This is a genomic window from Epilithonimonas sp. JDS (assembly GCF_021261315.1).
Lineage (GTDB): Bacteria > Bacteroidota > Bacteroidia > Flavobacteriales > Weeksellaceae > Epilithonimonas.
Map to the genome: position 1 here is coordinate 646,714 of NZ_JAJSAX010000002.1, position 14,987 is coordinate 661,700.

The 14,987-nt window shown below is 36.6% G+C and carries 16 protein-coding genes; 8 read left to right on the forward strand and 8 right to left on the reverse strand.

Annotation, left to right across the window (positions count from 1 at the left end; genetic code table 11):
- Window positions 1–37: 37 nt before the first annotated feature.
- The 3 genes from LUD75_RS09650 to LUD75_RS09660 are packed head-to-tail and all read right to left on the reverse strand — an operon-like array spanning window position 38 to window position 3,192.
- Entirely contained in the window at window positions 38–1,006 is a 969-nt protein-coding gene (locus LUD75_RS09650; protein WP_232705460.1) for a PorP/SprF family type IX secretion system membrane protein, read from the reverse strand.
- Window positions 1,007–1,025: 19 nt separating this feature from the next.
- A complete protein-coding gene (locus LUD75_RS09655) occupies window positions 1,026–2,093 on the reverse strand; it encodes an RluA family pseudouridine synthase (RefSeq protein WP_232705461.1) in 1,068 nt (355 codons plus the stop codon).
- Between the two features lie 49 nt (window positions 2,094–2,142).
- Window positions 2,143–3,192 carry a PASTA domain-containing protein gene (locus LUD75_RS09660; RefSeq protein WP_232705462.1) on the reverse strand — a complete coding sequence of 350 codons (1,050 nt, stop codon included), beginning with the start codon at window positions 3,190–3,192 and terminating at the stop codon, window positions 2,143–2,145.
- Window positions 3,193–3,330: 138 nt separating this feature from the next.
- Between LUD75_RS09660 and hpt the strand changes: the two genes are divergently transcribed.
- The 6 genes from hpt to LUD75_RS09690 all read left to right on the forward strand — a co-directional run bounded on the left by hpt (window position 3,331) and on the right by LUD75_RS09690 (window position 8,087).
- The gene (gene hpt, locus LUD75_RS09665; RefSeq protein WP_232705463.1) at window positions 3,331–3,885 is read left to right on the forward strand and encodes a hypoxanthine phosphoribosyltransferase; all 555 of its coding nucleotides are present in this window, start codon (window positions 3,331–3,333) and stop codon (window positions 3,883–3,885) included.
- A 36-nt stretch (window positions 3,886–3,921) separates the two neighbouring features.
- Window positions 3,922–4,500 (forward strand): adenylate kinase, encoded by a 579-nt coding sequence (locus LUD75_RS09670; RefSeq protein ID WP_232705464.1) that lies wholly within the window; start codon window positions 3,922–3,924, stop codon window positions 4,498–4,500.
- A gap of 74 nt (window positions 4,501–4,574) precedes the next feature.
- The gene (gene obgE, locus LUD75_RS09675) at window positions 4,575–5,558 is read left to right on the forward strand and encodes a GTPase ObgE (RefSeq protein ID WP_232705465.1); all 984 of its coding nucleotides are present in this window, start codon (window positions 4,575–4,577) and stop codon (window positions 5,556–5,558) included.
- A 25-nt stretch (window positions 5,559–5,583) separates the two neighbouring features.
- Window positions 5,584–6,207 (forward strand): porin family protein, encoded by a 624-nt coding sequence (locus LUD75_RS09680; RefSeq protein ID WP_232705466.1) that lies wholly within the window; start codon window positions 5,584–5,586, stop codon window positions 6,205–6,207.
- Window positions 6,208–6,249: 42 nt separating this feature from the next.
- Window positions 6,250–6,735, forward strand: a complete 486-nt coding sequence (locus tag LUD75_RS09685) for a DUF6438 domain-containing protein (RefSeq protein WP_232705467.1) — start codon at window positions 6,250–6,252, stop codon at window positions 6,733–6,735.
- A 104-nt stretch (window positions 6,736–6,839) separates the two neighbouring features.
- Window positions 6,840–8,087 carry a DEAD/DEAH box helicase gene (locus tag LUD75_RS09690; protein ID WP_232705468.1) on the forward strand — a complete coding sequence of 416 codons (1,248 nt, stop codon included), beginning with the start codon at window positions 6,840–6,842 and terminating at the stop codon, window positions 8,085–8,087.
- A 51-nt stretch (window positions 8,088–8,138) separates the two neighbouring features.
- Here LUD75_RS09690 and LUD75_RS09695 read toward each other — a convergent pair whose 3' ends face one another.
- The 5 genes from LUD75_RS09695 to LUD75_RS09715 form a co-directional block, all read right to left on the reverse strand.
- Window positions 8,139–8,411 carry a hypothetical protein gene (locus tag LUD75_RS09695; RefSeq protein ID WP_232705469.1) on the reverse strand — a complete coding sequence of 91 codons (273 nt, stop codon included), beginning with the start codon at window positions 8,409–8,411 and terminating at the stop codon, window positions 8,139–8,141.
- A gap of 22 nt (window positions 8,412–8,433) precedes the next feature.
- Entirely contained in the window at window positions 8,434–9,204 is a 771-nt protein-coding gene (locus LUD75_RS09700; RefSeq protein WP_232705470.1) for a TatD family hydrolase, read from the reverse strand.
- Window positions 9,205–9,469: 265 nt separating this feature from the next.
- The gene (locus tag LUD75_RS09705; RefSeq protein WP_232705471.1) at window positions 9,470–10,423 is read right to left on the reverse strand and encodes a GSCFA domain-containing protein; all 954 of its coding nucleotides are present in this window, start codon (window positions 10,421–10,423) and stop codon (window positions 9,470–9,472) included.
- A gap of 85 nt (window positions 10,424–10,508) precedes the next feature.
- The gene (locus LUD75_RS09710; RefSeq protein ID WP_232705472.1) at window positions 10,509–11,480 is read right to left on the reverse strand and encodes a polyprenyl synthetase family protein; all 972 of its coding nucleotides are present in this window, start codon (window positions 11,478–11,480) and stop codon (window positions 10,509–10,511) included.
- A gap of 191 nt (window positions 11,481–11,671) precedes the next feature.
- Complete coding sequence (locus tag LUD75_RS09715; RefSeq protein ID WP_232705473.1) at window positions 11,672–13,009, reverse strand: serine hydrolase domain-containing protein; 1,338 nt, start codon at window positions 13,007–13,009, stop codon at window positions 11,672–11,674.
- 183 nt (window positions 13,010–13,192) lie between these two features.
- Here LUD75_RS09715 and LUD75_RS09720 point away from each other — a divergent pair, with 183 nt between their 5' ends.
- A complete protein-coding gene (locus tag LUD75_RS09720) occupies window positions 13,193–14,242 on the forward strand; it encodes a histidine kinase (RefSeq protein ID WP_232705474.1) in 1,050 nt (349 codons plus the stop codon).
- Between the two features lie 3 nt (window positions 14,243–14,245).
- Window positions 14,246–14,965 (forward strand): response regulator transcription factor, encoded by a 720-nt coding sequence (locus LUD75_RS09725; RefSeq protein ID WP_232705475.1) that lies wholly within the window; start codon window positions 14,246–14,248, stop codon window positions 14,963–14,965.
- Window positions 14,966–14,987: the final 22 nt, after the last annotated feature.

Here is a 14,987-nt window from a genome sequence, read left to right on the forward strand (position 1 = left end):
GAAAATTCAGAGCTCAAATTTATTTAAATTATATTAATTATCTGTAACGGTAACCTCTTGTGTTGATGAAATTATCAATACTAAATCCTAATGACAACATAAAACTGTTTCCGAAATTCTCCGTCAATTCTGACACACCAAAGTTGTAAACAGCGCCAAACGTAATGGGTCCAACTTTCCCTTTGATGACAGGTGACATCCCAAGATTCTGGCTTCCAACGGCGCTTTTTGCGCTTCGGAAACTGATTCCGGCAGAGATATTATTCTTTTCTCCAAAAGCGGTTGCCATCAAATTATAATCAAATATTCTTGAAGAATTGGTATTTAGATTCATCATCAATGACGGCGTCAGAAATATGCCATCTGTAAAATGCCAGTCGTAACCTGCATTCAGATAAAACTTAGTCGGAGAAGGTTCTATGCCGTTTTCAATTGGCAAAGTATTGCTGATGGGAATGTCCACAACAGAAATGCCTGCAAAAAATCTTTTATATTTGAAAGCCGTTCCCAGATTGACATAAGCGAGAAAAATATCGTTTGTATTTTCTCCTAAAACCTGATCGCCTTCCTGAGCCGGGTGAACCTGCCCGTAATCAATATTCATGTTATATAGATTGGTTCCAAGACCAAATGAAAACTGATCCTGACGGTCTTCCTCATCACTCAAAGGAATAAAATAAGAAGCACCCAACATCACTCCATTGGAAGAGATGGGACCATTTTGATCTCTGAAAAATGAAACACCTGCGCCCACTCTATCGAAGACGTTGGCATGCAAACCAACTGACTGCACATTGGGAGACTCCGACAATTGTGAAAACTGTTTTTGATAATTGAGATTGAGAACCACATCATCGGTCTTTCCCAACAATGCCGGATTGAACAGAAAATCGCCGTCAACAAGATATTGCTGATAGAAAGGTAATGTTTCCTGAGCTTTTGCCTCAACACAAAAACCTGCAATGAACAGTAAAAAAAATTTATAGAAAATGTAATTTTTCTTCACAATACAAATGTATAAAACTCTAGTTATTATCCAAATATTTTCTCCAACGTTCTGATGCTTCCTGCATATCTTTCGGCATTGGACTTTCGAAATACATTTCTTTCTTGGTTGTCGGGTGGATAAAACCGAGTGTATGAGCGTGCAGAGCGTGTCTTGGCAAAATTTCGAAAACATTGTTTACAAATTGCTTGTATTTTGGCAAGTTGACACCTCTCATTATGATATTACCTTCATATCGCGCATCATTGAACAACGTGTGACCGATATGTTTCAAATGCGCTCTGATCTGGTGTGTTCTACCTGTTTCCAATTTGCACTCGATCCAGGTCATATATCGGAAACGTTCGAGGACTTTGTAATGCGTTACGGCGTGTTTTCCGTGGCTTCCGTCTTCGTAAGTGTACATCTGCATCCGGTTTTTCGGATGTCTGCCGATGTGTCCTGTTACAGTTCCTGTGTCTTCTTTTACATTGCCCCAAACAAACGCCCAATAAAGACGTTTTGTTGTCCGATCAAAAAATTGTTTTGCCAGAAAACTAAGCGCATACTCGGTTTTGGCAATAACGAGTAATCCTGAAGTGTCTTTGTCAATCCTGTGAACCAATCCTACTCTATCCAGATCGGAATTGTAATTTGGATCTTTTGAAAAATGAAAAGCTAATGCGTTTACCAAAGTCTTATCCCAGTTTCCAAATCCCGGATGAACAACCATTCCAGGATCTTTATCAATCACAACTAGATCACTATCTTCATAAACAATATTAATAGGAATATCCTGAGGAATAATGGTATTCTCTCTGGGTGGATGTGCCAGCAGAACACTGATCTCATCGCCCGGTTTTACCCTGTAATTCTGTTTTACAGGATTTCCGTTGACAATCACGTTGCCTGCTTTACATGTTTGAGAAATTTTGTTTCGGGAAGAATTCTGACGGAAAATCAATAAGAATTTATCGATTCTCAGCGGTTCCTGTTTTTTATCAACGGTAATATTGACGTGTTCATACAAGCCACTGTTTTCTTCATCAGCGGAATGATCGTCATTGGTTAACTCATCTTCCAGGAAATCTTCGGTCTCGTCTAGCATATTTTTAGTCTAAAAAGGCTTCAACTGATGTCGAAGCCTTTTGTTTTATTTATTCAATGACCACCTTTTTCGGCTTTGGCTTATCTACAGGTTTTGTAGATTGTGGCGTTGTATTTTGTTTCACTGCAGGACTGGCTGTCGCAGCAGGTTGTGTGCTTGTTGTTTTTGGTTTTGTCGTTGGCTGCGCAGTTCCGGAAGTTGAAGACGTTGTAGAAACTGGAGGTTTTATAACGGCAGGTCTTTGCTCAATCGTTGGTGGCGGAACTTCATTGTATTGGATAGGTGCTAAAGTTGTATCAATTTTCGGGCGGTACATATCATCCAGCTGCTGTATTTTACTCTGTAACTCTGCCGGTGTTTTCTTACTCGCCCAGAGATCAATCTGCATTCCCTGATCCCGCAGTGAACCAAATCCCGGATCCTGATAATAAACAATATCCGACTCATCTTTTCCGCCATCTTCGTGATCTACGATTCCGACTTCAAATAGAGCTTGCGCAATTATTTTCCGGGCTTCCTGAACGCTTCTACCAACAACATTAGGAATAGAAACATTTCTCAAAGGACCAGATCCAATGACTAAATCCACGCTTGAAAACTTCGGCAACAAAGTTCCCGGCTTGATGCTCGTTCCGTTATAAACAATTCTAAGCACCGCATCACGCTGAATACTAGGCTCGAAAAGTGTATCCCCAACTTTTAATCCAACTAAAGTTAATTGATTAAAAGCCAAACCTTTATATCTGTCGATAATGTCTGGAACAGCTACTTTTGCCCAAGTTCTTGGATTTACTTTCAAAACAATAGACCTTCCACTTTTCACGCTTGATCCCGGCGATGGAAAAACTGCCAAAACCTGAAACGGACGGAATTTCGGATCATATTTAAAACTATCAACCTCATATTCCAAACCGGAATCATCCAGAATTTTGATAGCGTCGTGCACTTTCATATTCATCACATTCGGCACAGGAACTTCATCCCCGTGATTGGTATGAAACTCCAACCAACGGAATGTAAGCCAAACCAAACCGGCGAAAAACGCCATTGCCAATACGATATTAAGTAATACTTTCCAGTGGAAAAGCGATTTGAACATAATTATTCTTTTTCAGAAACGTAACGCAAATATAGATAATTAAATTGTATTACTCTTTTCTATCCATCCGAAAAACCTGTTAAAAAAGAAAATGGGCGGTTTGGTTTAAAAATCTTATTTTTGCACTTTGAAATACATATGGAGTCTATACAAGTTCACGACAAAAGTTTCGTTCCTTACCTGAAACACGATGAAATTCAGGCAATTATTAAAGATCTAGCAGAAAAAGTTTACGAAGATTACAAAGATGAAACCCCAATTTTCATTGGTGTTCTGAATGGTGTGATTATGTTTTTCTCAGATTTTTTAAAATATTATCCCGGTAAATGCGAAATTGCCTTTTTGCAAGTAAGTTCTTATTCCGGAACGCAATCTACTGGTATTGTTTATAAGAAAATGGAGCTTACAAAAGATGTTGTGGACCGTCATATTATCTTAATGGAAGATATTGTGGATACAGGAAACACGCTTGAAAATCTATTTGAATATTTTAAAAATACGCAGCGTCCAAAATCTTTGAAAGTAGCTTCTCTTCTTTTGAAGCCTGATGTTTTCAAGAAAGATTTCATTGTAGATTATGTGGCTAAAGAAATTCCAAACAAATTTGTACTAGGTTACGGATTGGATTATGATGAATTAGGAAGAAACCTGCCGGATTTGTATCAATTGGAAGAAGGCAGAATCAACCATTAAAACAGAAAGAAATAAATCTAAATAAATTAAAGTAATATGATCAACATTGTTCTCTTTGGCCCTCCAGGAAGTGGAAAAGGAACCCAGGCTCAGCATTTGATTGAGAAGTTTAATCTGAAACAAATCTCTACAGGTGATCTTTTTCGTTTTAATATGAAAAATGATACAGAGCTCGGAAAATTAGCAAAATCATACATCGATAAAGGACAATTGGTTCCCGATCAAGTCACAATTGATATGTTAATTGATGAATTGAGAAAACCGACAGAAACCAATGGATTTATTTTTGATGGATTTCCCAGAACAGCGACTCAAACGGAAGCTTTGGAAACCATCGTGAAAGAAGAATTAAATTCTGAAATCAGTATTTGTCTTTCATTAATAGTAGATGACGAAGTGCTTGTAGAAAGACTTCTGAAAAGAGGAGAAACCAGCGGGAGAACAGATGATTCTAATGAGGAGATCATCCGAAACAGAATCACAGAATATTATACAAAAACTGCAGAAGTTGCAGAATTATACAAAAAACAAGGCAAATATGCAGAAGTAATCGGCGTTGGCGACATCTCCGAAATTTCTGAAAAACTTTTTGCTGAAGTAGAAAAAATTAAATAAAGCCGGAAGATGGAAGTCTGAAGCGGGAAGTTTATTCCATCTTCGGACTTCCATCTTCCATTAATAAAAATATTATGTCAAATTTCGTAGATTACGTAAAAATCCACTGTAAAAGCGGTCACGGCGGTGCTGGATCGGCTCACCTTCGTAGAGAAAAATATATTCCTAAAGGTGGTCCCGATGGTGGCGACGGCGGTCGTGGTGGTCACGTGATTATGAGAGGAAATGCTCACGAATGGACACTTTTACCATTGAGATACACGCGACACATCAAAGCAAAACGTGGTCATAACGGTCAAAAAAATCAATTGACTGGTGCTTACGGTGAGGACGTTTACATCGATGTGCCAATGGGAACGATTGCCAGAAATGAAGAAGGCGAAATCGTTGGGGAAATCCTGGAAGACGGGCAAGAAATCATATTGATGGAAGGTGGAAAGGGCGGAAAAGGAAATGAGCATTTCAAATCCTCGACCAACCAAACCCCAAGATTTGCACAACCCGGAATGGACGGACAGGAAGGTTTCGTAACTTTTGAATTGAAACTTCTCGCAGACGTTGGCTTAGTCGGATTCCCAAATGCAGGAAAATCCACACTTCTTTCATCAGTTTCTGCGGCCAGACCAAAGATCGCGGATTATGCTTTTACGACTTTGAAACCCAATCTTGGAATCGTGGAATGGAGAAATTACAAATCTTTTGTAATGGCAGATATTCCCGGAATCATCGAAGGCGCAGCGGAAGGAAAAGGTCTTGGCCACAGATTCCTAAGACACATCGAAAGAAACTCAATTTTATTATTTTTAATTCCGGCTGATTCTGAAGATCATTTTCAGGAATTTAAAATCCTTGAAAACGAACTTAAGGAATACAATCCTGAACTTTTGGACAAAGATTTCCTTTTGTCCGTTTCGAAAGCTGATCTTTTGGATGATGAATTGAAGAGAGAGATCGCTGCAGAATTCCCGGAAAACAGACAACCATTATTCTTCTCCGGCGTGACAGGTGAAGGACTTCAGGAACTTAAAGATGCGATCTGGAAGAAATTGCACGGATAATATTTAAAGTAAAAAAACTAAAACGATGAGAAAATTCTACACATTTGTATGTTTGTCATTATTCACACTTTCATTTTCACAAACACATTTTGGGGTAAAGGCTGGTTACAATTTATCCAGTATGAATTGGAAGCTAGATGGTTATGATGATATGAAATTTGATTCCAAATCATACTTTTATGTTGGTGGATTTGCAGAGCATAAAATCAATGAAAAATTTGCTGTTCAAGCAGAATTACTTTATACACAACTCGGCGGAAAAATGAAGGAAGAAATCACCGCCTTTGTTGGAAATCAAGTTATAACAGCCGGAATTGCAACTTATAAATTCAAATATCCTCAACTGCAAATTCCTATTTCAGCGAAGTATTATTTTGTTAATAATTTCAATATCCTTGGCGGTTTTAATTTTGCTTTCAATCTTAATCCTACCGTTGACTCAGATTTTGTAAATACCAGCCCCACTGGTGGAAAAATTGAGAATGCAAAAACACTGAATGTGTCTCCGTTTCTTGGTGCAGAATATTTTCTTAATCAAAATTTTTCTGTAGATGCGAGGTATAATTTTGGATTGTTTAATTCCAACAATTCGGGTTTTGACAATAGAATAAGTTTTCTTCAAATTGGACTTGGATACCATTTTAAATAGTTTTTAGGTACAATTATTGAGACCTCAGTTAAAAAAATTATTATGAAATATCTATTTAGTTTTCTGTTAATGCTAGGCGTAATGTCCTGCACCACGTCTCAAGTGTCAAAATATTCTGCCATAGAATATGAGGTTGGTCCTTGTTTCGGATTCTGCCCAACCTACAAGATCACCATCGATTCTAACCGAAATGCAATTCTTGAAGCAGAACATTTCAACTTTAGCGAAGGCGGATCCAAAGATGATCTTAATAAACCAAGAGAGGGAACTTTCAAAGCCACCTTAAGTCCTGAAGACTATAAAAAATTGGTAGAAGCGACAGATGCGGCCAATATCGAAACTTTAGATGAAAGTTACATCGATAAAAGAATTATGGACGCTTCGAAAGTGAATCTGAGAGTAACTTTTTCCGACGGAACCAAAAAGGACATCGCAATGTCGGCTGGTGAAAAACCGCAAAAACTAACGGATTTAGCCACATTAATTGATGGAATTAAAAAAAATCAGAAGTGGGAGAAAGTTAAATAAGACTTAATCTCGACTTTATTTTAAATAAGTTACCTTTGCAACATATTAATTCCTCCTAATATACGGAGGAATTTTTACTTTATTAAATTAAAAAAATATTCCATTTGAATTTTGACGAATTAGGCTTGATCAAGCCAATATTAGACGCCTTAAAAGCACAAGGTTACGAACAACCTACACCAATACAAGAAAAAGCGATCCCATCTATCCTGCAAGGCAGAGATCTATTGGGAAGCGCACAGACAGGAACAGGAAAAACAGCGGCATTTGCCATCCCTATTTTACAAAATCTTTCTTCTGCCAAAGAGCCACACAGAAATCAGATCAAAGCATTGATCCTGACGCCGACGCGTGAATTGGCAATCCAGATCGAAGAAAACTTCCAAGACTACGGAAAACATTTGAAACTGAAATCCCTTGTGGTTTTCGGCGGTGTGAAACAGCACGCACAAGAACAGCAACTTAAAAGAGGTGTTGATATTTTGATCGCGACGCCAGGAAGATTGTTGGATTTTATTTCCCAAGGCATTGTAAAACTTCATCATTTAGAAATTTTTGTTCTGGATGAAGCGGATAGAATGTTGGATATGGGATTTGTTCACGATGTGAAAAAAATTCTGAAATTGATCCCGGCAAAACGACAAAACCTTTTCTTCTCTGCAACGATGCCGAAAGAAATCGCAAAGTTGGCTTCTGAGATCTTGATCAATCCTGTAAAAGTTGAAGTAGCTCCGGTTTCTTCTACGGCAGACACGATCCAGCAAAGTATTTATTTTGTTGATAATAACAACAAGACCGATCTTTTGATCCACCTTTTGGAAGATCCGAAATTCGATCAGGTTTTGGTTTTCTCGAGAACAAAACACGGCGCAGATAAGATTGTAAAGAAATTGCATCAGTCCAATATTTCTGCAGAAGCAATTCACGGAAATAAGTCTCAGAATGCAAGACAGAACGCACTTTCCAACTTCAAATCGAAAAGGACAAGAATCTTGGTAGCGACAGACATTGCGGCAAGAGGAATTGATATTGATGAATTGAAATACGTTGTTAACTACGAATTGTCCGACGTTTCCGAAACTTACGTTCACAGAATCGGAAGAACGGGAAGAGCCGGATCAGAAGGAACTTCTTTCTCATTCGTAGATGCTTTGGATCTTGCGAATCTTAGAAATACCGAGAAATTGATTGGTAAGAAAATCCCTGTTGTAACGGATCATCCTTTCCACACAGACAATCTTGTGGAACAAAAGAGAGACAGCAACAACAAGCCTTTCACACCGAGACCAAGACCAAACGGTCAACGCTCCGAAAAGCCTAAGAATAAAAGTAATTTCTACAGAAAAAAATAAAAAGAAAACCGGAAGCAATTTCCGGTTTTTTTTTGTTTTAAGTGGAATAAATTAGGCTGGTTTCTTTTTCACTAAATTGATGATCGAGATTACCGTAATTGCGCCACCCAAACCTAGTAAAAAAAGCGCCATCGAATTACCACCGACCTCACTCCTATTGTTGGCAGAGATTTGTCGTGCAGCTTCTTCTGCGCTGGTTGCGGTTGTCGCAATTTCAATATTTTTTTGATTGACCGCATCACCATCAACTTGAAAGTAAAGATATCCGCCAATGACCAAAGCAATAATACCTATGATCAGTAAAATTTGAGGTTTGTTTTTCATATTTAGACTATTAGATTTATTATTAGTCTAAAGTACTAAAAATTTTATTGGCATTTTCAGTCGTGATTCTATCAATCTCGGCAAAGTCTTTTCCGTAAATATCAACCAACTTTCCGGCGACCAACTCTACGTAAGAACTTTCGTTGCGTTTTCCTCGGAAAGGAACTGGTGCCAAATAAGGTGAATCTGTTTCCAGAACGATTTTGTCTAGTGGAATTTGATTTAAGAATTGATCGATCTTTCCATTTTTAAATGTCACCACGCCTCCGATTCCTAAAACAAATTGAAGGTCGATCGCCTGTTTCGCCTGTTCCAGATTTCCTGAAAAACAATGAAAGATCCCGCGTAATTTCGGATGTTTCTTTCGCTCCAAAACTTCAAAGGTCTCATCAAAACTTTCTCTGGAATGGATCACGATGGGAATATCTTTTTCAATCGCCCAATCGATCTGCTGCCCGAAAGCTTTGACCTGAATATCCAAAGTCGATTTGTCCCAATACAGATCAATTCCGATTTCTCCAATCGCAACAAAATCTCTTTGATTCAAATAATTATGAACCAATTGCAACTCGTTTTCCCAAGAATCTGGCTGCACGGAGCAAGGATGCAATCCCATCATCGAAAAAATTTTGCCCGGATATTCGGTTTCGAGAAGGAGCATTTTCTGATGCGTTTCAGAGTCAATTGCCGGAAGGAAGAATTTCTCCACGCCTTTGTCCAAAGCCCGCTGGATCATCTCTGTGCGGTCTTCATCGAACTGGTCGGAGTATAAGTGGGTGTGTGTGTCTATCATAATTGGTTGCGATTCGCAGTCAGCAAATATCAATTTTTATTTTTCAGGCTGTTGTGTTTTTCTTTTTAACATAAGGAATAAGCAAACTATAAATGTTATAAGATAAAGAAAACCTAAAGCTGGTTTTTTAAAATTAAGAGTTTGGAAATCAAATTCCCGTACTAATGCTAACCCAATTGGAAATGCAAGTAATGCGAAACTTATATTAAAGCCAATTTTAGATTTCATCAATTATTATTATTTTATTATTTATTATGTAAGTTTTTTAACCAAATATTTTGTGTTTTACTTTCTTCTGCTGATCAAGGATCTTTTGATTGATCTTCTCCAAGAATTCCTGATATTTTGGATTCTTCTCATCCGCTGTTTTATGATTGAGAGCCGCTAGAATTTTATTGTTTTCATTAATGAAAACCTTGGTTTCATCTGCGAAATAAGCATTTCCAAATTTTTCCCAAATGTATTGAACAGCCTGAGAATTCGGGTGGATCATATCTTCCTTGTAAAATCTGTAATCACGGAGATCATCCATCATCAATTCGTAAACCGGAAGATAATGGCAATTTTCTTTTCCAGAAATCGATTCGTGGATGGCCGTTATCAATTTTGATTTGCTTAATTGATTTTCTACAATACCATCTTTTGTGTGACGAACTGGCGAAACGGTGAACAGGATCTGCACATCATTTTTACAAATATCTTTCAGAGTATCAATAGTTTGATTGATGGATTCTGTTAATTCCTGATTGGATAAAAATCGTTTCTCGAAAAATTTCTGTGGAATTTTGTGACAGTTGGCAACCAACTTTTTCTTTGGAAGAAATTCATAAATGTAAGATGTTCCAAATGTGATAATTACAAAACTGGTATTCTGCAAAAACTGATTCGCTTCTTCAATATTTTTGTTGATCTGCTCCAACGATTGTTTCGCAAACCGCGAATCGAAAGATGAATGATGATCGAGACTGATGTAACTTTCATTAGCCAATATCAAATCACTTTCCTGATATTCCTTCGCATCATAGATCTGCTGAATCGCATTATTGATAGAATACGGATTGAAAATTGTCCCAAATGGATTATTCAAAGACTGAATCTGACCTTCAGAAAATTTCTCGTGCATCTCCGTCGCAAAACACGATCCTATGGAAAAGATGCAATCATCTGTCCCTATTTTTCTCTCACTTGCATTAATATCTACTTCTGTTCTGAATTTCATTATTTTAAATGTAACAATTTATCAATGTAGGAATCTACCAATCTCTAAAATCATTGTTAAATTGGTAAATGGATACATTGTTATATTAAGATTCTCTTCTCAAAAGATAATTTGCCAGTTCTCGGAAAGGCAATTTCTTTTCGTTTGGAAGATTGATTTGATCAAGATAAGATTGACCAATTTCGTTGTGTTTTTGGATTAGTCTTAGAACTTTGTCATCCACCTTTGTTCTTCGGAAGATCTTCTCGACGCTGTAAACTTTGTCGACATTGTCAGTTTTTTTGGAATACCAATAATTCAGTTCAGATAATTCCTCTGGATTGGCGTGCTCCAGAGCCAAAAGGTAAAGAATGGTTTTCTTATTCTCATAAATATCACCAGCGTGCTTCTTCCCAAATTGTTCCTGATTTCCGAAAACATCCAGATAATCATCCATAATTTGGAAAGCGATCCCGATGTGTTTCCCGAAGTTGTACATCGCTTCTGCATCTTCTTCTGACGCTCCAGCGATCAACGAACCAATCTGGAAAGATGAGGCACTCAGAACACCTGTTTTGAAAGTGATCATTTGGATGTAATCGTCATAGGAAACATTCGACATATTCTCAAAATTGATGTCAAACTGCTGACCTTCGCAGAGAACAGCGCCAGTTTCAGAAAATATTTTGATACATTTTTTGAATAATTCCGGTTCCAGATCTTCGAAAAACTGATAAGCTTTGATCAAAAGTGCATCTCCGGAAAGAATCCCAACATTGATACCGTGCAATGTGTGAATTGTTGGTTTATTTCTCCTCAATGGCGCTTCATCCATAATATCATCGTGGATCAAGGTAAAATTGTGGAAAAACTCGATGGCCAAAGACGGTTTCAGAGCTTTTTCCAAATCGCCTTGGAAAAGATCACAGGCCATAAGCAACATGATCGGACGTAGCCTCTTCCCACCGTGAGAAATGATGTAATTCATCGGGTGGTACAACTCGTCTGGTTTGTTGGTAAACGTATGTTTTTCGATAGCGTCTGCTACAATTTTCTGATACTGATCTAGGAATTCCATTTAAAAACTTGTTTGAGGCAAAAATACGTTTTTTACAATTGTTCTACCAAGATTTTGATTCTAGTTTATTAGATTTAATCATAAAAAAGCTTCCCAAATTGAGAAGCCTGACGATAAAAAATATCAAACTTTAACTAAGAAATCGTATTAATCATAATTAGAAAGAAATGAATTAACAATCATTAAAGAATTTACTGTAACTTCTTACATTTTATCTTCATTTTTCCCTGTTCCAAAACAAGATTTTTAACTTGGTTATTTTCTATGGTGAAAATCAATTTACCTTTTGCACTTCGCAGATAGAAAGTATTTGCATCCAGTCTTTCGAGCAAACCACGCTCTCCAATCTTTCCATCTTGAAGCTCACTCATAAATAAATGATTATTTTCTGCTTCCGTGATTTCAAACTCACCGACCGTAATTAATCCGGCCAATCTAGCCGAGTATTTTCCTGTAAAAATAGAGACTTTGGGTTCTTCGATTTCTGAATGATAAAAAACTGGATAGGTATATTTTTTATCATAATATTTGGAAAGGATGCCAACTACAACATCATTAAGATTTCCTCTTGAACCATTAGTCAGGATTGATAAGTACAGATCTTCTGCCGGAAAGTAGAACACGGCACTTTTGAATTCATCGATTCTGCCTGTATGTCCCCAACCTGTTTTTTCATAAAATGGTGCTTTGAACAAACCGTGACCTATGGATTGATTTTTCAGAGTCTGCATCGTAGAAAGGGATTTCGCTGAGAGTAGATTGCCGTGAAACAAATGTTCGAATAATTTATTCAAATCACTTGTAGTAGAAATAATTGCACCTGCAGAAAAAGGGAGACTTGGATTGGAACTCACATCTTCCGACCAATCTTTTCCATTAAACAGATAAGATTTCACATTGCTAATATCCTGCTGATTTTCTGCTACGAAAGTATGTGGTAAATTTATCTTATCCACAATCCTTTCCTTCACATTCTGAGCATAACTTTTACCGGTTAAATCTTCGATAAAATAACCAAGCAAAATATAATTTGAGTTGCTGTAAATGCAATCTTTGTTTGGTTTGAAATCCGACTTTCCATCGTTGATAATATCTAAAATCTGTCTTTTGGAAAATGTTTGATTCCGTGTTGAATAATAATTTTTCCAGGCTGTAAAATTGTAAATCCCGCTGGTGTGAGATAGTAGATTTTCTATGCTGATATCTTTCGAATTTTTAATTTCAGGATAGAATTTGCTCAGTTTCGTATCAAGTGTCAACTTGTCTTCTTCTATCAACTGAAAAATAACGATAGCCGTAAAAACTTTTGTGATGGAACCAATTCTATATTCTCCATTATTGGGTTCGAGAGGATTAGAATTATAAGAATAAATGATGTCATTCCCTTTTTTCAGTTCGATGTTCCCGAGAAAGGAATTTTCTTTCGTCAGATAATCCATCAGACTGTCAACGGATTTTTTGTAATCGGAGTTTTGCGGGAAAGCGAAAACAAACAGATTCAAGAAGATTAAGAAGCAGAGTTTTTTCATAGCATAATTTTATATTAATACAAATTAAGCCACATCCAGTCTGTGATTTTTGTTTTTTTTGACCAACGTCATCAAAGCTTAGACAAACATTCCAAATTTTGTTTGTCAATGGAAAATACGTGTTCGTGTAAAAAACAAGATCAAAGTATTGAAAATATTTAACTTTACGTTTTATTCAATTAAATGAAATCATTAAGAGGAAATCAAATCATTCGATTATTGCTAAATATTGCATTTACAGGCTTTATACTCTTTGCAGCAGTTGGTAATAATCAGAAAAATCTTCCTTTAGTCTATATTTTCATTTACAACCTTCTGCTATTTGTTCCCGCTTGGATCAATAATTTTTGGTTTCTTCCGAAACTTCGAGATCATAAGAAAATTATAAATTATTTAATTTCATTAATAGGTCTTCTCGTTATTGAGACTATTGTTCTCGGTAATTATTTGCAATGGCTTTATCAGCAGTTCAACACCAAGGAATTGGTGGATTTTACACCGCTGGCAGCTACTTCTTCCGCTCCCGAATCATTAAAGGAATATCAGTATTATTTTGATGCATTTCCGGCGATTATTATTTTAATAATTCTGATGGCTATCGGATATTCTGTACAGGAATTTTTATCAAGAATCAAAAGAGAGAAACAAATCCGCACACAACAGACCATCGCAGAGCTTAGTTTGTTAAAATCACAAATCAGTCCGCACTTCCTTTTCAACGTTTTGAATAGTCTGTATGCATTAGCACTTAAAAAGTCTGAAGAAACGCCCGATGTGATTCTGAAATTATCTGATATCCTCAGATATTCGTTATACGAAACAAAGGAAACGGAAATTTCAGTTATTGATGAAATTCACATTCTCAATACCTACATCGATATTGAAAGGCTGAGGATGCCACAAAATGCAATCATCTCATTTCATTATGAAGACGTAAAAGATTCGGTTAAAATTGCGCCAATGCTTTTGTTACCTTTGATTGAAAACGCATTCAAACACGGAACTGATTCTACAATTGGTAATTCTTACATCAAAGCGTCATTGAGTTGTAGTGATAAAATCCTTACATTTAATTGTGAAAACAGCTTTAAAAAAACTTCAAAGAAAGATGTCGGCGGAATTGGGATTGAAAATATCCGGAAACGGCTGCAATTGATTTATCCTGCAAAACATCGATTTGAAATTGAAGAAAACATAGATTTATTTAAGGTAACTCTTGAAATTAAATTTTAAAAAATGAAAAAAATAAGATGTTTAGTAGTTGATGACGAGAAGCTGGCTCAGGAAGTTTTGATTCATCATATTTCAAAGTTTGAGATCTTAAAATTGGAAGGTGTTTGCAGCAACGTTTTCGAATTAATTTCATTTTTGAATAAAGATAAAAACATCGATTTAATCTTCCTTGATATCAAAATGCCTGAAATCAATGGAACAGACTTCGTTGAAATGTTTAACAATCCGCCTGCGATCATCTATACCACGGCTTATAACCAATACGCTCTCAATGCTTTTGATCAAAGTGCAATAGACTATTTACTAAAGCCTATTTCGCTGGACAGATTTTCTAAAAGCGTGCAAAAAGCAACTCAATATCTAAGACCAAAACAAGATTCTGTCTCAACAACCATTGAAAATCTGAATGAAAGTTTTTATGTAAAAAGTGACAAACGGCTGGTAAAAATAGATCCTGCAGAAATGATTTATATTGAAGGAATGCGCAACTACATTTGTTTATATACTGAAACCGGTAAAATTATAGTCCACGGAACACTGGCTGGAATTGAAGAAAACTTAAAGCATCTAAATTACATTTGCAGAGTGCATAAATCGTTCTTTATCAACGTCAATAAAATCAATTATCTTGAGCAGCACGTTATTCTATTGACTAATAAAAAATCTATTCCCATTGGTTTAAGCTACCGAGAGCAAGTCTACGAAAAATTGAAAATAATGTAACAAAAAAAAGCTTCCCAAAACT